The 17,589-nt window shown below is 64.2% G+C and carries 14 protein-coding genes, 1 tRNA gene and 1 riboswitch; of the genes, 11 read left to right on the top strand and 4 right to left on the bottom strand.

All coding sequences use genetic code 11. From position 1 onward, the window contains the following. Nucleotides 1-180: 180 nt before the first annotated feature. Nucleotides 181-290: riboswitch (guanidine-I (ykkC/yxkD leader) on the top strand. 61 nt (nt 291-351) lie between these two features. From ACXZ1M_RS27045 to ACXZ1M_RS27000, 10 genes are all read left to right on the top strand, one after another. Next, nucleotides 352-1,353, top strand: a complete 1,002-nt coding sequence (locus ACXZ1M_RS27045) for an ABC transporter substrate-binding protein (RefSeq protein ID WP_459050685.1) — start codon at nt 352-354, stop codon at nt 1,351-1,353. Nucleotides 1,354-1,362: 9 nt separating this feature from the next. After that, nucleotides 1,363-2,211 (top strand): ABC transporter permease, encoded by an 849-nt coding sequence (locus ACXZ1M_RS27040; protein ID WP_459050684.1) that lies wholly within the window; start codon nt 1,363-1,365, stop codon nt 2,209-2,211. Nucleotides 2,212-2,214: 3 nt separating this feature from the next. Further along, nucleotides 2,215-3,063: an ABC transporter ATP-binding protein gene (locus tag ACXZ1M_RS27035; protein ID WP_459050683.1), complete on the top strand. Its 849-nt coding sequence runs from the start codon at nt 2,215-2,217 to the stop codon at nt 3,061-3,063. After that, entirely contained in the window at nt 3,053-3,790 is a 738-nt protein-coding gene (locus ACXZ1M_RS27030) for an urea amidolyase associated protein UAAP1 (protein ID WP_459050682.1), read from the top strand. Before ACXZ1M_RS27035 ends, ACXZ1M_RS27030 begins: the two co-directional genes overlap by 11 nt. A 9-nt stretch (nt 3,791-3,799) precedes the next feature. Further along, the gene (locus ACXZ1M_RS27025; protein ID WP_459050681.1) at nt 3,800-4,444 is read left to right on the top strand and encodes an urea amidolyase associated protein UAAP2; all 645 of its coding nucleotides are present in this window, start codon (nt 3,800-3,802) and stop codon (nt 4,442-4,444) included. A gap of 3 nt (nt 4,445-4,447) precedes the next feature. After that, nucleotides 4,448-8,113 carry an urea carboxylase gene (gene uca, locus ACXZ1M_RS27020; protein ID WP_459050680.1) on the top strand — a complete coding sequence of 1,222 codons (3,666 nt, stop codon included), beginning with the start codon at nt 4,448-4,450 and terminating at the stop codon, nt 8,111-8,113. Between the two features lie 12 nt (nt 8,114-8,125). After that, nucleotides 8,126-9,025, top strand: a complete 900-nt coding sequence (locus ACXZ1M_RS27015) for a TorF family putative porin (RefSeq protein WP_459050679.1) — start codon at nt 8,126-8,128, stop codon at nt 9,023-9,025. Between the two features lie 14 nt (nt 9,026-9,039). Beyond that, complete coding sequence (gene atzF, locus ACXZ1M_RS27010) at nt 9,040-10,725, top strand: allophanate hydrolase (RefSeq protein ID WP_459050678.1); 1,686 nt, start codon at nt 9,040-9,042, stop codon at nt 10,723-10,725. 24 nt (nt 10,726-10,749) lie between these two features. Beyond that, nucleotides 10,750-11,871, top strand: coding sequence for a helix-turn-helix transcriptional regulator (locus tag ACXZ1M_RS27005; protein WP_459050677.1), 1,122 nt, complete (start codon nt 10,750-10,752; stop codon nt 11,869-11,871). A 170-nt stretch (nt 11,872-12,041) separates the two neighbouring features. Beyond that, nucleotides 12,042-12,638 (top strand): DUF2459 domain-containing protein, encoded by a 597-nt coding sequence (locus ACXZ1M_RS27000; RefSeq protein WP_459050676.1) that lies wholly within the window; start codon nt 12,042-12,044, stop codon nt 12,636-12,638. 12 nt (nt 12,639-12,650) lie between these two features. On the opposite strand, the gene ACXZ1M_RS26995 is transcribed toward ACXZ1M_RS27000, so the two are convergent. Beyond that, the gene (locus ACXZ1M_RS26995; protein ID WP_459050675.1) at nt 12,651-13,085 is read right to left on the bottom strand and encodes a hypothetical protein; all 435 of its coding nucleotides are present in this window, start codon (nt 13,083-13,085) and stop codon (nt 12,651-12,653) included. A 34-nt stretch (nt 13,086-13,119) separates the two neighbouring features. Between ACXZ1M_RS26995 and ACXZ1M_RS26990 the strand changes: the two genes are divergently transcribed. Next, nucleotides 13,120-14,169 carry a glycoside hydrolase family 43 protein gene (locus ACXZ1M_RS26990; protein WP_459050674.1) on the top strand — a complete coding sequence of 350 codons (1,050 nt, stop codon included), beginning with the start codon at nt 13,120-13,122 and terminating at the stop codon, nt 14,167-14,169. Nucleotides 14,170-14,191: 22 nt separating this feature from the next. On the opposite strand, the gene ACXZ1M_RS26985 is transcribed toward ACXZ1M_RS26990, so the two are convergent. From ACXZ1M_RS26985 to ACXZ1M_RS26975, 3 genes are all read right to left on the bottom strand, one after another. Beyond that, nucleotides 14,192-15,451 carry a GGDEF domain-containing protein gene (locus ACXZ1M_RS26985; RefSeq protein WP_459050673.1) on the bottom strand — a complete coding sequence of 420 codons (1,260 nt, stop codon included), beginning with the start codon at nt 15,449-15,451 and terminating at the stop codon, nt 14,192-14,194. A 335-nt stretch (nt 15,452-15,786) separates the two neighbouring features. Further along, a tRNA-Val gene (locus tag ACXZ1M_RS26980) sits at nt 15,787-15,861 on the bottom strand. A 43-nt stretch (nt 15,862-15,904) separates the two neighbouring features. After that, entirely contained in the window at nt 15,905-17,584 is a 1,680-nt protein-coding gene (locus ACXZ1M_RS26975) for a carboxylesterase/lipase family protein (RefSeq protein WP_459050672.1), read from the bottom strand. Between the last annotated feature and the right edge of the window lie 5 nt (nt 17,585-17,589).

Below are 17,589 nucleotides of genomic sequence, written 5' to 3'. Positions count from 1 at the left end.
CTGGCGCACCCGCACGGTGCGCAATGCACGCATACGGTGCGCGTCAGCGCGGCATATTGCGCCGCTGTCTGCCGCCAGCGCGCCACCAGCACGCAAAATCGCGGTCTTCCGTCTGGCACGCAATCTGCTTAATAAAAAGCAAGCGAGAGGCGCGGCAGAATTTGCCAGTAAGCGCTTCTTGAGCATGGACGCTAGGGTTCCGATCGCAGTCGCGATGTCTGGACCGAGAGCATCCGGCTTCGAACGCAGTTTGGTTCGGAGCTCCACGGAGGGATAAAAGCCCGGGAGGTCGTCACACTAGCAATGTGATGCTCGCCTCTCGTCCTTTTAATTTTCTTCGGAGGTATGCTCATGCGATATCGCTTTTCTCCGCGCGTTCTGCGCAACGTCGTCTCTTCCCTTCTGTGCGCAGCATTGACCATCGGTTCGCTTGCACCGGCAAGCGCCGAAGTGAAGGTGGGCGTCTCCGATTGGCCGGGCTGGGTGGCCTGGTACGTGGCCGATCAAAAAGGCTTCTTCACCGCGCACGGCGCCAAGGTCAAGCTGGTCTGGTTTGCCAACTATAGCGATTCCATCTCCGCGCTCTCCACCGGCCAGCTGGACGCCAATTCGCAAACCTGGTCCGACACCATGACGCCGCTGGCCAAGAAGATCAAGCTCAAGACCATCCTGGTCAACGACAACTCGGCCGGCAACGACGCCCTGATGGTCGGGCCGAAAATCCGCAGCATCGCCGACCTCAAGGGCAAGTCGATCGCGCTGGAGCAATTTAGCATTTCGCACTTCGTGCTGGCCAACGCCTTGAACCGCAACGGCCTGTCGATCCGCGACGTCAAGATCGTCAACCTGTCCGCCGGCGATGCGGCCGCCGCCTTCATGTCGGGCCGCACCGATGCCGCCGTGGTGTGGAATCCGTGGGTGTCGCGGATTGAAACCAGCGGCAAGGGCCGCGCCCTGTTCACCTCCAAGGACATGCCGGGGCTGGTGCCGGACCTGCTGGTGGCGCACGAGAACGCGCTGTCCAACAAGGCCAAGCGCGCCGAACTGGTGGGCATGATCAAGGCCTGGTTCGACACCGAGGAATTCATCCGCACCCAGCCGGCCGAGGCGCTGAAGATCATGTCCAAGGTGGTCAGCATGAAGCCGGCCGAGTACCAGGTGTTCATGCCCGGCACGCGTTTCTTCAACGCGGCCGACAACCTGGAGGCGATGGACCCGGCCAATCCCAAGTCCCTGACGGCGGTCGGCCCCGCCATCCACCAGTTCCTCAGCGCGAACAAGCTGGTGGAAGGCAAGGTCGATTTCGCCGCCGGCATCGACAACTCCCTGCTGCTCGACGCCCAGAAAAAATAAGAGGTTCCCATGTCGAATATGAACGACCATCCCGCTGCAGCGGAGGCGCCCCCGCGCGTGCGCAACCGGCGCTCGCCGTGGGCGGTGGGCGGCGAACTGCCCGCCGGCTCCCTGATGACGCTGGCCGCGCTGGGCTTCCTGCTGCCCTGCGTCCTCTGGATCGCCATCTCCAGCAACGGCTGGGTCGACGCCGTGTTCCTGCCCACCATACGGCAGGTGGCGGCCAGCGCGCACGGCTGGGCGCTGGAAGACGACCTGCTGGGCGACGTCGGCATCAGCATCGCCCGGGTGTATGGCGGCTTCGCGTTGTCCGTGCTGTTCGCCCTGCCGCTGGGCGTGCTGCTGGGCGCCTTTCCACCGGCGCGCGCGCTGCTGGAACCGGTGATCGACTTCAGCCGCTATTTGCCGGCGGTGGCCTTCATCCCGCTGATCATGCTGTGGGTCGGCATCGACGAAAGCGCCAAGGTGGCGGTGATTTTCATCGGCACCTTCTGCCAGATGATCCTGCTGATCGCCGGCGACATCATGCGCATTCCGTCGGCGCCGATCGAAGCGGCACGGACCATGGGCGCCACCAACGAGGAAGTCATCCAGCACGTGCTGATACCGGCCGCCTGGCCCGCCATGTTCGACACGCTGCGCGCCATGATGGGCCTGTCGTGGACCTACCTGGTGGTGGCGGAACTGGTGGCGGCCAATTCCGGCCTGGGCTTCTCCATCCTCAAGGCGCAGCGTTTCCTGCAGACCGACAAGATCTTCGCCGGCATCCTGCTGATCGGCCTGGCGGGCCTGCTGACCGACCAAGCCTTCCGCTGGCTGCATCGGCGCGCCTTCCACTGGCATCACCTGCGGACCTGAACCATGAACAACAACGCCAACAAAATCAGCATCCGCGCACTGGACAAGCACTACGGCCACGGCGCGCGCCGCACCCAGGCGCTGAGCAATATCGACCTCGACATCGCCGCCGGTGAATTCGTCACGCTGGTCGGCGCTTCGGGCTGCGGCAAGTCGACCCTGCTGCGCACCCTGGGCGGTCTGGAGGAATACGCGGTGGGCAGCATCAGCTGCAACGGCAAGCCAGTCGATGGACCGGGACCGGATCGCGCCATGGTGTTCCAGAGCTACAGCCTGTATCCATGGCTGACCGTGGCCGGCAATATCCGCTTCTGCCGCAAGCTGAAGTTCCACCGCAAGGACACCACCTCGGCCGACGTCGAGCGCGCCTCGGGCCGGGCCGACGCCCTGATCTCGCTGATGGGGCTGGAGCACGTGCGCAACGCCTATCCCTCGGAACTGTCGGGCGGCATGCAGCAGCGCGTGGCCATCGCCCGCGCGCTCATGGTGCGGCCCGACGTGCTGCTGATGGACGAGCCCTTCGGCGCGCTCGATGCGCAGACGCGCGAAGTCATGCACGACCTGATGCGCTACCTCTACCTGCTGGAAAAAACCACCGTGGTCTTCGTCACCCACGACGTCGAGGAAGCGATTTACCTGGGACAGCGCGTGGTGGTGATGGCGCCGCGCCCCGGCCGCGTCGACTCCGTGTTCGAGGTGCCGTTCGGCGCCGAGCGCCACCAGGATCTGAAGCTGGCGCCCGAGTTCACCGAACTGAAACGCCAGATCCTCGACCGCATCCGCGAAACCTCCGGCATGAAGACCGATCTTGAACAACTCAAAAAACTGACGGAGCATCATCATGGAAATTAAAACCCCGCACATCGACCTGGCCAGCCTGCTGTGGAGCGAAGACGTGCCCGGCGGCAGCCACCTGTCGTTCCGCGTCCAGCGCGGCACCACGCTGCGCTTCATCGACCTGCAAGGCGGCGCCAACCTGTCGCTGCTGCTGTACCGCGCCGACGAGCGGCTGGAGCGTCTCAACCTGCCGGACACGCTGAAAGCCCAGCATACCGCCCACCTCACCACCGGCCATGTGCTGTACTCGGACATGGGCCGCATCCTGGCCGCCATCACCAGCGACACGGTCGGCTGGCACGATCCGCTGTGCGGCTTTTCCGACGCCGCCCAGGTCCGGGAAAAATACGGCGAGGGGCGCTACCAGGAACTACGCAACGGCATGTACCGCAACGCCAAGGACAGCCTGTTGGTCGAACTGGGTAAATGGGGCCTGGGCTGGCGCGACCTGATGCCCAGCCTGAACCTGTTCTCGAAAGTCGGCGTGGACCAGGACGGACGCTTCCAGTACGCGCCGGACCACTCCAGCGCCGGCGGCTATGTCGAGCTGCGCTTCGAGATGGACACCTTGGTGGTGCTATCGACCGCGCCGCATCCCTTGTCGCCGTCGCCGATGTATGCACCGGGCGGCGTCGCCATCGTCGCCTGGCATTCGGGCGTGGCCGGTCCCGCCGACCACTGCCGCCTGTCCTGCGCTGAAAACCAGCGCGGCTATGCCAACACCGAACTCGCCTACCGCTAGGAAACCACCATGCAAGCACTGCACACCAGCACCCTCGATCCCGCCCACGCCGTCTTCGACCACGTGCACGCCGCCGGCGAACCGTGGACGCACACCATCAAGCGCGGCCAGATCTTCCGCATCATCGACCTGGAAGGCAACCAGGCGGTCGACACGCTGTTCTACAACGCCCACGACACCTCGGAAAGCTACAGCGCGGCCGACACCGTGCAGCGCCAGGGAGGCATCTACCTCGGCGCCGGCTCGGTGCTGCGCTCGAATCGCGGCAACGCCATGCTGACCATCGTCGCCGATACCTGCGGCCGCCACGATACGCTGGGCGGCGCCTGCGCCGCCGAGAGCAACAGCGTGCGCTACGCGGCGGACAAGAAGTATATGCACAGCTGCCGCGATAATTTCCTGCTGGCGCTGGCGCGGCTCGACTGCGGCATGGGCAAGCGCGACCTGGCGCCCAACATCAACTTCTTCATGAACGTGCCGGTTACGCCGGAAGGCGGCCTGACCTTCGAGGACGGCCTGTCCGCGCCCGGCAAGTACGTCGAAATGCGCGCCGAGATGGACGTGCTGGTGCTGGTGTCCAACTGCCCGCAGCTGAACAACCCCTGCAACGCCTACAACCCGACGCCCGTGCGCTTCGTGATCTGGGAGGGATAACCGATGTTCACCAAGATATTGATCGCCAACCGTGGCGAGATCGCCTGCCGCGTCATCCGCACGGCGCGCAAGATGGGCATCAAGACCGTCGCCATCTATTCCGAGGCGGACCTGGAATCGCTGCACGTGCGCCTGGCGGATGAAGCGGTGTGCGTGGGACCGGCGGCCGCCAGCGACAGTTACCTGAACGCCGACGCGGTGCTGGCGGCCGCGCGCAGCACCGGTGCGCAAGCAATCCATCCAGGCTACGGTTTCATGAGTGAGAACGCCGGTTTTGCCGAAGCCTGCGCCGACGCCGGCATCAGCTTCATCGGACCGCGACCCAGCCAGATGCGCGAGTTCGGCCTGAAACACACGGCGCGCGCGCTGGCCCAGCAGGCGCAGGTGCCGCTGCTGCCCGGCACCGGCCTGCTGCCGGACCTGAGCGCGGCGCTGGACCAGGCGGCCGCCATCGGCTATCCGGTCATGCTGAAAAGTACCGCCGGCGGCGGCGGCATTGGCATGCGCCTGTGCGCCGACGTGGAGGAGCTGAAGTCGGCCTACGCCTCGGTGAAGCACCTGTCCGAGAATAACTTCAAGAACAGCGGCATGTATCTGGAAAAATTCGTCCGCCATGCGCGCCACGTGGAGGTGCAGATCTTTGGCGACGGGCGTGGCAATGTGGTGTCGCTCGGCGAGCGCGATTGCTCGGTGCAGCGCCGTCATCAGAAAGTGATCGAGGAAACGCCGGCGCCGGGATTGAGCGAGGCCACCCGCGCGGCGCTGGCCGATACCGCCGTGCGGCTGGCGCGCTCCATCAGCTATCTGTCCGCCGGCACGGTGGAATATGTGCTGGATGCCGACAGCGGCGAATTCTACTTCCTGGAAGTGAATACCCGTTTGCAGGTGGAACACGGCGTGACGGAGCTGGTGTTCGGCGTCGACCTGGTCGAGTGGATGATATGCGCGGCCGGCGACGGCTTCGAGCTGCCGCCGCAGGACAGCTTGCGCAGCGGCGGCCATGCGATGCAGTTGCGCGTCTATGCCGAAGATCCGGCCAAGAATTTCCAGCCATCGTCCGGCGTGTTGACCGAAGTGCGTTTCGCGCCGCAGCTGCGCGTGGACACCTGGGTCGAACGCGGCGTCACCGTCAGCCCGTATTACGATCCGCTGGTGGCCAAGCTGCTGGTGAAGAGCGACACGCGCGAGGCGTCCATTGCCACGCTGCGCACGGCGCTGGATGACACGCGCATCGACGGCATCGAGACCAATCTGGCTTATCTCGGCACCATCCTGGCCTATCCATTGTTCGAGCAGGGCCGGCAGACCACGCAGTTTTTGGCGGCCATGCCGTACCAGCCGCGCACCATCGACGTGCTGGATGGCGGCATTCAAACCACCTTGCAGGACTATCCGGGCCGCGTTGGGCTGTGGGCGGTGGGCATTCCGCCTTCGGGGCCGATGGATGCGTATGCGCACCGCTACGCCAACCATTTGCTGGGTAATGACGTGGCGGCAGCCAGCATGGAGATGACTTTGCAGGGCGCGACGCTGCGCTTCAACTGCACCAGCCAGATCGCGCTGAGCGGCGCCGACATGCAGGCCGTGCTGACCGGCAGCGACGGCGTGCGCCAGCTGGCAAACTGGCAAGCGCATAGCGTTCAGGCCGGGGATACCTTGCGCCTGGCCGGCATCAAGGGCGCGGGCTTGCGCGCTTACCTGGCCGTCAGCGGCGGTTTCGATACGCCGGCATACCTGGGCAGCCGCGCCACCTTCACACTCGGTAACTTCGGCGGCCACGGCGGCCGCGCGCTGCGCAGCGGCGATGTGCTAAAGCTGCACGGCAGCCATGCCACGCCGGTGCGGCCGGTGCAACCGGCGCCGCAGGTGGCGTTGCCGGCGCTGCCTGCCGTGCTGGCGGCGAGCGACGCGCCGCAATACAGGCACCGCTGGGAGATCGCGGTGCATTACGGGCCGCACGGCGCCCCTGACTTCTTCACCGACGACGACATCGCCATGTTCTTCGGCACCGACTGGGAAGTCCACTTCAATTCCAGCCGCACCGGCGTGCGCCTGAACGGTCCCAAGCCGCGCTGGGCGCGCACCGATGGCGGCGAGGCCGGCCTGCATCCCTCCAACATCCACGACAACGCCTACGCCATCGGCTCGATCGACTTCACCGGCGACATGCCGGTGATCCTGGGCCCGGACGGCCCCAGCCTGGGCGGTTTCGTCTGCCCCGCCGTCATCGTCTCAGCGGACCTGTGGAAGATGGGCCAGCTGAAGCCGGGCGACAAGGTGCGCTTTATCCGCGTGACGCCGGACCAGGCGGCCGCCATGCGCACGGCGCTGGAAAGCACTTTCGACAACACCGCCGCTCCCGTACCGCTGCTGGCGCCGCAACAAAGCACCGAAGGCGACACCTGCCCCGCCATCGCCGGCCAGGGTATCTACAGCGACGGCACGCCGGTGCTGTACCGCCGCGCCGGCGACGATTACCTGCTGGCGGAATTCGGCGACATGGTCCTCGACATCACGCTGCGCTTCAAGGTGCACGCGCTGATGCAGGCCATCGAACAAGCCGCCCTGCCCGGCGTAATCGACCTTACGCCCGGCATCCGCTCGCTGCAGATCCACTTCGACCATCGGCGCCTGCCACCGACTGAGCTGATCCGCCTGATCGACGCGCTGCAGCGCGACGCGCCGTCGGTCGACGCCATCGTGGTGCCGTCGCGCATCGTGCACCTGCCGCTGGCGTGGAACGACTCGCAAACCCGGCTGGCGATCCAGAAATACCAGACCACCGTGCGGCCGGACGCGCCCTGGTGCCCGAGCAATATCGAATTCATCCGCCGCATCAACGGCCTGGCCAGCGAACAGGACGTGTACGACGTGGTGTTCGGCGCCAGCTACATGGTACTGGGCCTGGGCGACGTGTATCTGGGTGCGCCGGTAGCCACGCCGGTCGATCCACGCCATCGCCTGGTGACCACCAAGTACAACCCGGCCCGCACCTGGACGCCGGAAAACGCGGTCGGCATCGGCGGCGCCTATATGTGCGTGTATGGCATGGAAGGCCCCGGCGGCTACCAGTTCGTCGGCCGCACGGTGCAGATGTGGAACCGCTATCGCCAGACCGACAGCTTCCGCGACGGCCATCCATGGCTGCTGCGGCTGTTCGACCAGATCCGCTTCTACGAAGTCAGCGAACAGCAGCTGCTGCGCCATCGTCAGGACTTCCCGCTGGGCCGCTTCGACATCCGCATCGAGGAAACCACCTTCTCGCTGGCCGACTACAACCGCTTCCTGGCGCGCGAGAACGACGCCATCGGCGTGTTCAAGGAACGCCAGCAGGCGGCCTTCCACGCCGAGCGTGAACGCTGGATCGCCAACGGCCAGGCCGACTTTGTCGGCGAGGAAGCGGCGGCCGACGACGGCGCGGCCGCCGAACTGCCGCACGGCAGCGAATACTTGACCGCCGAAGTGCCGGGCAGCGTCTGGCAGATTCTCGCCGAACCGGGCCAGGCGCTCGTCAGCGGCGACGCCATCGCCATCTTTGAATCCATGAAGATGGAAATTTCGCTCCGGGCGCGCGCCTCCGGCGTGGTGACCGACTGGCTGGTGGCCAAGGGCACGCCGGTGAACGCCGGCCAACGCATCGCCATTTTCAAACCTCACGTAGCAGACTAAAAGGAGATCTCCATGTTCCATCGTCATATCGCTGTTGCCACCGCTGTTGCCACCACCGTTGCTGCTACCCTCGCCTGTACCCCTGCCGCTTTCGCCGCCGATGCCGCCGATGCGCCCAGCTGGACCGGCCACGTCGACCTGGTCAGCCGCTACGTCCTGCGCGGCATCACCGAGACCTACGGACCCGGCACACCGCTGGGCAATGCCGGCGCCGACGCGCCGGAGTCGGACCGCGCCGCGCTGCAATGGGGCGCCGACTGGTCGCATCCATCGGGCTTCTACGCCGGCTACTTCGGCAGCATGGTCAATTACTCCTACCAGCGCCTGGGCGAGTCGTACAGCAACCGCGACATCATGGACTTCCAGCGCAAGAAATCGGTGGAGAACGATCTGTACGGCGGCTACAACGGCAAGGCCGGCGAGTTCACCTACACCATCGGCGCCACCGGCTACGTGTACCTGAACGGCAAGCATTCGGATGCGCTGGAGACCAAGCTGGCGGTCGGCTACGGCCAGTTCACGCTGGGCGCGCAGACCCTGCTCAACGACGTCATCTGGGGCAACCAGGGCGATACCTACTGGACACTGAACTTCGCCCAGCCCCTGCCGTATGCGATGACGCTGAGCGCCTCGCTCGGCTACTACACGTATCAGAAACAAGGCAAATTCCTCGGCTCGCGCGACACCGCGCTGGGCGTGGCCTGCGCGGCCGGCCAGAGCTTCTTCGACAACGGTTGCCTGCCCGGCGGTGCGCCCAGCTCGGGCGGCTTCCGCCACCTGATTATCGGCGTCAGCCAGCCGATCGGCGAAACCGGCGTCACCTGGAACCTGCAAGGTATCCTAGGCGGCGACAACCGCTTCGGCGTGCGCCAGAAAAACCAGGTGTTGGCGGCCATCAGCTACGGCTTCTGAACCGGAGACCTCTTATGACACAACACGCCAATACCGCACAGGCGGCATGGATTACCCGGCTGGACACGCCGCTCGGCACTGACGCCCCCGCGTCCGTCAAGCTGCCGCTGGCCGGCCTGCGTTTCGCCGTCAAGGACAACATCGACGTGGCCGGCGTGCCGACCACCGCAGCCTGCCCGGCTTACGCCTACACGCCGGCGCAACACGCCCACGTGGTGGAACGGCTGCTGACGGCCGGCGCCAGCGTGGCCGGCAAGACCAACCTCGACCAGTTCGCGTGCGGCTTGAACGGCACACGCTCGCCGTATGGCGCCGTGCCCAACAGCTTTAATCCACTGTACGTCAGCGGCGGTTCCAGCTCCGGCTCGGCCTACGCGGTGGCCACCGGGCAGGTCGATTTTTCGCTCGGCACGGACACCGCTGGCTCTGGCCGCGTGCCGGCCGGCTTGAACAACATCGTCGGCATCAAGCCGTCGCGCGGGCTGCTGAGCGCACGCGGCGTGGTGCCGGCCGCGCCCAGCGCCGACTGCGTCTCCATCTTCGCCCGCACCGTCGCCACGGCGGTGCAGGTGTTGAAAGCGGCGCACGGCTACGATGCCGCCGATCCGTACTCGCGCCGCTTGCAGCTGGATCAGACGCCGTTTCCCGCACGCGTCCGCTTCGGCGTGCCGGACGTGCTGAACTTCTTCGGCGATACGGCAGCGGCGGCGGCCTTCGATGAAGCGGTCGCGCGCTTGACGGCGCTGGGCGGCGTCCAGGTCCGCATCGCCTACGCGCCGCTGGCGGAAGCGGCCGGCCTGTTGTACGACAGCGCGCTGGTGGCCGAGCGCTATGCGGCGCTGCGCGGCTTCGTCGGTACGAATGAAGCCGACATCGTCGAGCCGGTGCGTACCATCCTGTCCGCCGGCCGCCGCTATAGCGCCGCCGACCTGGTCGATGCGCAACTGCGCCTGCGCGCACTGGCGCAGCGCGTGGCGCCGATGTGGAACGATATCGACCTGCTGCTGGTGCCTACCGCACCCACCCACTACACCATCGAAGCGATGCAGGCCGATCCGGTGGCGCTCAACCGCAACCTGGGCGCCTACACCAACTTCGTCAACCTGCTGGACTACGCCGCCATTTCAGTGCCGAGCAGCATACGCGCCGACGGCCTGCCGTTCGGCGTGACCTTGATCGCCCCGTGCGGCGCCGACCTGCGCTTGGCCGATCTGGGGCAACGCTACCACCATGCCACCGGCCTGGCCATGGGCGCCACAGGCCAGCCGCTGCCGGCGCCGATGGCGCTGCTGGAGAGCCCGGCGCCTACGCCGATGGTGCGCGTCGCCGTAGTGGGCGCGCATCTGTCGGGCATGCCGCTCAACGGACAACTCACCGAACGCGGCGCGGCGCTGGTGGCCGCCACCCGCACCGCAGCGGAATACCGCCTGTACGCCCTGCCCGGCACCACGCCGCCCAAGCCCGGCATGGTCCGCGTGGCGCCCGGCCAAGGCAGCGCGATCGCCGTCGAGGTCTGGGAAATGCCGGCGGCCCAGTACGGCAGTTTCGTGGCGCTGATTCCGTGGCCGCTGGGCATCGCGACTATCAAGTTGGAAGACGGCGCGACGGTCCAGGGCTTTGCCTGTGACGCCCTGGCGCTGCAGGGCGCGGAGGATATCTCCCACCATGGAGGATGGCGCAGCTACATTGACTCGCGGTAAAATCGGAGCAAACATGGAGAAGTCATGCAGCCTACGGACATCGTCAGCAGCATTTACGCACATGCACTCACCGCCAACGGCACGAACCAGCTCATGGCCGAGCTGGGGGCGATGTTCGATGCCAACGCTTCCTTCATGTTTTCCACGCACTCTGCAAGTTCGCCCGAGTCCGTTCTCATCAGCCACAATATCGCCAGCACCACCGTCGATGATTTTCGCGCCTACTGGTACAAGGAAGATATCTGGGCGCTGGAGGCCGGCCGGCGCGGACTGATGAAGCGGAATGTCGTGCTACGCGGCTCGGACCTGGTGCCCGCCAGGGAACAGGAACGCAGCCGCTTCCACAATGAATTCGGCAAGCGCAGCGGCATGGGTTCCATGCTCGGCTCGGTGCTATTCGACGGTTCCGAGGCGGGCGGCCTGCCGTTTACCAATCTGTGCTGGTATCGCGATGCGGGCCGGGAGGACTTCCGTCCGCAGGATGTGCAGATGCTCAAGCAGCTGCTGCCCCACATCCAGCGCGCCGTGCGCATGGCGCATGAAATCGCGTCCCTGAAATACCGCAGCGAAGTCCAGCGCCTGGTGTCGGCGATGCCTGGCGCCGCCTGGCTGATGCTGGATGCGCAGTGCCATATCGTCCAGACCAACCAGGCCGCCGACGAGCTGATCGCCAACGGCGGCGAGCTGCTCAAGACCACGGGCAAGCAATTGCGCCAGCTGGGCAGCCGCTCCGCGCCCTCCCTGCACGACGCCATGGCGTACTGCCGTGATAGCGGTGCGGCCACGCGGCTGGTGCTGTTCTGGGCGGAGAAAAATCAACTCCTCAAGGCGGATCTGATCCCGATGCCGGTGGATGCGCCAACGGGACTCGGTCCATTCCCCGAGTTGCGCTATGTCTTGCTGCTGCACCTGCCGGCCGACAATCGCGCCGAAATGCTTGCCCGCATCGCCGAACTGTACGGCTATACGCGTGCCGAACAACAGGTGCTGCAACTGCTGCTGGAAGGCCATCAGAGCGAACAGATCGCCCTGCTGCGCAACATCTCGATCAACACCGTGCGCACGCAATTGAAAAGCATCCTCGGCAAGGGCGGATTCGTGCGGCAGGTGGACCTGGTCAACCAACTCAGCAAGCTGCTCGACTGAGCTTTGGCCGCGCCGGCTTGGTCGGGGATGCTTGCTGTAAAATTGCCGCTCTTACAGCACCTGCCCCGCCTCCGAGTGAAATGAGATCGATCGTCCAGCAACTTGCCATCCTCGCGTTTTTTGTACTGCAAACCGGCTGCGCGGGCGTCCCCAGCCGCGCGGATCTGCCTGTGGCCGCAACACCGCACACCATCTACGTCGTGCAGTACGGCTGGCACACCGCGCTGCTGCTCGATGGCCCTGCCCTGCTGGCCCGCAGCGCCAAGCTGGGGACCGATTTCCGCGACCACAAATATGTCGTGGTGGGCTGGGGCGACGGCGAGTATTTCGTGGCGGAGCAGCCGCCCTGGTCGAAGGCGGTCAAGGCCCTGGTCGCGTCCGACTACCCGGCCTTGCAGGTCGGTGGCAGGGATACCAACCCGCCGCTCGGTGCGACAGCGGCCGACGTCATCGCGCTGGCCATCACGGAGCGCGGCTTACAACAGCTGGTGGCGTACATCGATCGCAGCATCGCCGCCGACCGCGACGGCAAGCCCATCTATCTGGGCAAGCAGCAAACCAATCCCGACCGGTTTTACCAGGCGACGGGCAACTACAGTCTGTTCAACAATTGCAATTCGTGGCTGGTGGATGCGTTGCGGGCGGCGGAGATGCCGATTTCCGGCCTCAATCTGACCGCGCGCAGCGTGTTCGAACAGGCCGGGCGTATCTCGAAGCTGCAACAGGAAGGTGGGACTAGCCTGCGCGTCGGAGCGCAGGCTATTTGAGGCGGCGGGTGCTTATTTTGCTTCAGCCACAGCGGCTTTAGGCTTGCGCGGCGCCTTCGGCTTTTCCGCAGCGACAGCTTTCTTCGGCTTTTCGGCAGCAACTACTTTCTTCGGCTTTTCGGCCGCGACTGCTTTCTTTGGCTTTTCTGCGGCGTCCGCTTTGCCTTTGCCCTTGACCGATTCAATCAGCGCGGCGACGTAGGCGTTGCGCGCGGTCTGGGCGATCGCGATTTGCTGCTGCAGACGCGCCAGTTCCGCATCGACCACCTGCACATTCACCGCCTGCGCTTTGGCGGCCTCGCTCAGGTTTTGCGACGCATAAGACGTTCCGTTAATCGTAATATATTGCGGCAGACTCATTATTTTCCTTGTTCGAATGCGGGCAAGATGGCCCAACGGCCGCAATTGTATGTCGTGGCCAAGCGCATCGCAATGGTCCTTGCGCATACAATGGTCGGAATTTCAACGATATCGCCGCTTGATGAAAACCTTCCTGTCCCGCCTGGCGCGCAGCGCGCTCATCTTCGTCTCGCTTGCGGGCAGTTCGAGCGCACCGGCTGGAAATCCCATCGTACCCGGCTGGTATGCCGATCCTGAAATCCGCATTTTCGAGGGTCGGTACTGGATTTATCCGACCTACTCCGCAGACGACGGTACGGCGGTGCAAGGCGGCAGGTTCACGCCGGAGCAGGAGCGCATGCGCGCCCGCAAGGACTTGATCTGGGCGCCATTCCTCAAGCAGAGCTTCATGGATGCGTTTTCATCGACCGATCTGGTGCACTGGACCAAACACCCGCGCGTGCTCGACGTCGAAAACGTCAGCTGGGCCGCCTACGCCGTGTGGGCGCCCTCGGCGGTCGAGCACAACGGCAAGTACTACCTATTCTTCGGCGCCAACGACATCAAAACCAATGACCAGCTTGGGGGTATCGGGGTCGCGGTCAGCGCACGTCCTGAAGGGCCGTTCAAGGATGCCCTGGGCAAGCCTTTGATCGGCGCGATCCACAACGGCGCTCAGCCGATCGACCAGATGGTGTTCAAGGATGACGACGGGCAGTTCTACATGTACTACGGCGGCTGGCGCCACATGAACGTGGTCAAGCTGGCGGCGGACCTGCTCAGCGTCGTGCCCTTCCCGGACGGCACGCGCTACAAGGAAATCACGCCGGACCCGGCGTATGTCGAAGGCCCATTCATGGCCAAGCGCAAGGGCACGTACTACATGATGTGGTCGGAAGGCGAATGGACCGGCCCCGACTACAGCGTGGCCTACGCCATGAGCGACTCGCCGCTCGGACCCTTCAAACGAATCGGCAAGATCCTGCAGCAGGACAGCCGGGTCGCGACCGGCGCCGGCCATCACTCGATCGTCAACATTCCCGGGACCGACGAGTGGTATATCGCCTATCACCGCCGGCCGCTGGGTGAGAGCGACGGCAACCACCGCCAACTGGCGATCGAGCGGCTGGAGTTCAATGCGGACGGCACCATCGCCCCGGTGACGCTGACCACCAGCGGCGTCGCCCGGTAGCGATGCACTGCGGTTACGGATCTCAGGTATTCATGCTGGCAGCACACACTTGATCCCGTCCCTGGCGCTTGGCTCGGTAGAGTTGCGCGTCCGCCGCCTGGATAACGGCGGTGATCTCGCTGTCTTCCTGGTGTTGCGCAACGCCGAAGGATGCGGTGACCCGAACTCCCATCGGCCATGACTGGTGATGCAGGACGGTACGCAACTGCTCCGCGAGGCCCGATGCCCGCAACTCGTCGGTGAGCGGGCAGACCATGAGGAACTCTTCGCCGCCCCAACGGACCAGACGGTCGGAAGACCGGATATGCGATGCGATGACCGCGGCGAACTGGCGCAGTACTTCATCGCCAATCGCATGCCCCTGCTCGTCGTTGATCTTCTTGAAGTGATCGATGTCGATGAAGATCGCCGTCATCGGCGCTGCCAGCAGCGATGAGGTGTTCATCAACTCGGCCCTCAGCCCCTGCCGGTTGAACACACCGGTCAAGGGATCGGTGTGGGCCTGCTCCACCAACTCCCTGGCTTCCAGCTCCAGCGCCTTGTTCACCTGCGCCAGCAGCGACACCTGCTTGGCGCTCGACCGCAAGCGCACCCGCAGCATGGCGTTGGCGACACCGAGTGCGGCAATGGCAAACGCGATCCAGGCGGCGGCGATTATGCCGAGCAAAGTCGAGCGGCTGATTTGCTTGCCGACAAGGCGCAGGGAATGAATCACGAGAACCTGATCCTCCGCAACGCCACCGCTCGTCAATATTTCGACGCGCGTCGCGCTGTCAAAGTTCACGAACGAGTGCTCCATGGGTGGCTTTGCCATGTCCTTCCACCATTGCGGCACGGCGAACCAGCGCAGGGGAATCGTGAACGGAACATTCGACGAGATGTCGATGCCGTCGATCTGGTTAACTTTGTAGGTTTCCCAGCGCGCCTCCTGAGTCAGCCCGTCTTCCCGATTGACCACGACGAAGCCTATCTTGCCCGCCTTCTTGCCACGGAACTGGACCTCCGCCACGATACTTTCGAATTCGGAGAGATCGATCCCTTTCCCTTTGGGATCGAGGTCGAATAGTATTTTGCAATATGGCCATTGGGACTTGGCGATGAGCTGGCATCGGAATTCGATATCCTTGCCGCGCCCCACCGTGGCGATGGACGCCCCGCCATTGCTCCGGTCGTCTTCCACCTTCACATTGACGGCGAACGAATTGAGTTCGATGACCCTCGTCATTCCGAATTGGTGCCACACCAACAGTGCAGCAGTCAGCGCAAGCAACAAGACCAGCAACACTTTCGCCCGGCGCAGCAAGGCTTGGAAGGATCGGAATCCGACGGGAGCAGGCGTTGAGCGGCTAACGTTTGGCTGGGGCATGGCGATGATGGTCTGATATGAGAGCAACACTATCCGTATTCCGGACAACAGAGCAATATATCACGGACATTTCCACATGGAAAGATTCGCTTTGGCAGCTACGTATTGATTATGACCCCGGCTACCGCGTCTACTACGAGCGCGCCGGAGAAAAACTATTGTTGTTGCTCGTCGGTGGCGGCCGGCATGATTAGCCAGAACGCAAAAAGCCTACACATCTGTGTAGGCTTTTTTGATTTTCTTACAAATTCTGGTGGGAAGTGCAAGTTTCGAACTTGCGACCCCTGCAGTGTGAATGCAGTGCTCTACCCCTGAGCTAACCTCCCGAACGAGGCGTATTATAGCGGCTGCCTCGGAAAAATGGAAGGGCTATGGCAACACTGGCTCCCATACGCTGCGACGGGCGGCGTCCGGGTCCGGCTGGGTGCTGGATTTGGACTTCCACAACATGGTCTGGCGCTGCGTGCTGTCATATGGCGCCCAGCGTGGCACGGTTGGGCCATTCGGATCGCCGTTGCGGGCGAAGTTGGTCCAGGCGTCCATCATCTGGTTGGCCAGGCGGCGCTCATCCACCTGGGCCGTTTTCTCCAGGGCCTTCCCGCCCGGAACCCACTCAAACATGCGCGTGCCGAATACAAACGGCAGCTCCAACGCGTGGATCGCGCCCAGGACCGGCGTTTGGGGATCGAGATATTTGGAAGGCATGGTCCACTGGAAGCGGTAGACATAGGTGCGCGGGTTGAGCTTGCTCTGGCGTTCGGCGACCTGCGTCATTGGCCGTATCATGACGAAGTCGTCGTTTTGGGCCTGGCGGATCGACAACTCATCCTTGGTGTTGAGCTGGGCGGCATAGTAGGCGTCCAGGCTCGCGATGCCCAGGGTTTGCTCGACCTTGGCCACGGTTTCCTTGCTGATGAACGGCGCTGCGGGACCGAGGTCGGTTTCCTGCGCGAAGGGATTGCGCAGTTTGCTGTCGTACAGGCTCCAGTAATTCATTTCGTTCTGGTTCGCGCCGACCATCAAATCCACGCCCCGCACATTGCCGTCGCTGATGCGCTGGAGCGGATTATCGACCACCAGTTGACCATCGACGAAAGGTGCGAACAGTTCGTCGCCGTTGGGCAGCGAGTGGAATGCGGCCTCCTGCTGCTTCAGCAATTCACCGGTGCTGGCGGCCAGCAGTTGCGGCATGGTCTTCAGCGGCCCGGAGTTGACGATGCCTTCTGCATACGAAAGCGCGCGCTCGCGGGTGTGGACCAGGTTCGCGCCGCCGCTTTGTCCAATGGCGCGGTGAAACAGCTTCGTCGGCTCGGGCGTCGCCAGCAAGGTGATGACGGAAGCACTGCCCGCCGATTCGCCAAACACGGTGACGTTGTCCGGGTCGCCCCCAAACGCGGCCACGTTGCGCTTCACCCATTGCAAGGCGGCGATCTGGTCGCGCGTGCCGTTGTTGCCGCTGCCGGCGTATTGCGGGTCGATGCCGCCCAGCTCCATGAAGCCAAACAGGCCCAGACGGTAGTTCAGGCTCACCACCACCACGTCCCGCTTTGCCAGATGCTTGCCGGTATAAAGTTCGCTGGCGCCGCCGACCACGAAAGCGCCGCCGTGAATGAACACCATCACCGGACGCTTTTTGGCGTCGACAGCCGGAGTCCAGACGTTCACCCGCAGGCAATCCTCATTCTCATGCAGTTCGATTTTTTCTCCGGTGACTTTGTCAATCTCGACGCGCGCCGGGTCCGGATAGTATTCCAGCGGGTCGGTTACCTGCGGGCAGACGGCGCTGAACCTGGTCGCGGCAAATTTTCCCTCCCATTTCGCGGCCGGCTGCGGTGGGCGGAAGCGTAATTCGCCCACCGGGGCTGCGGCATACGGAATGCCCTTGAACGCTACGACGGAACCTTCCTTGAAGCCTTCGGCCACGCCGGACTCGGTGACGGCGCATAGCGCGCAAGGTTTGTCGGATGCCGCTTTACCGCTGGAGTAGCCGCTGGCCAGCAGCGTCGCCATGATCACCGTGGCCGAAATCAAAGATCGTTTGAAACTCATGTTTT

This window comes from Duganella paludis, from assembly GCF_054461335.1.
This window is presented reverse-complemented; position numbering and strand designations above follow the sequence as displayed.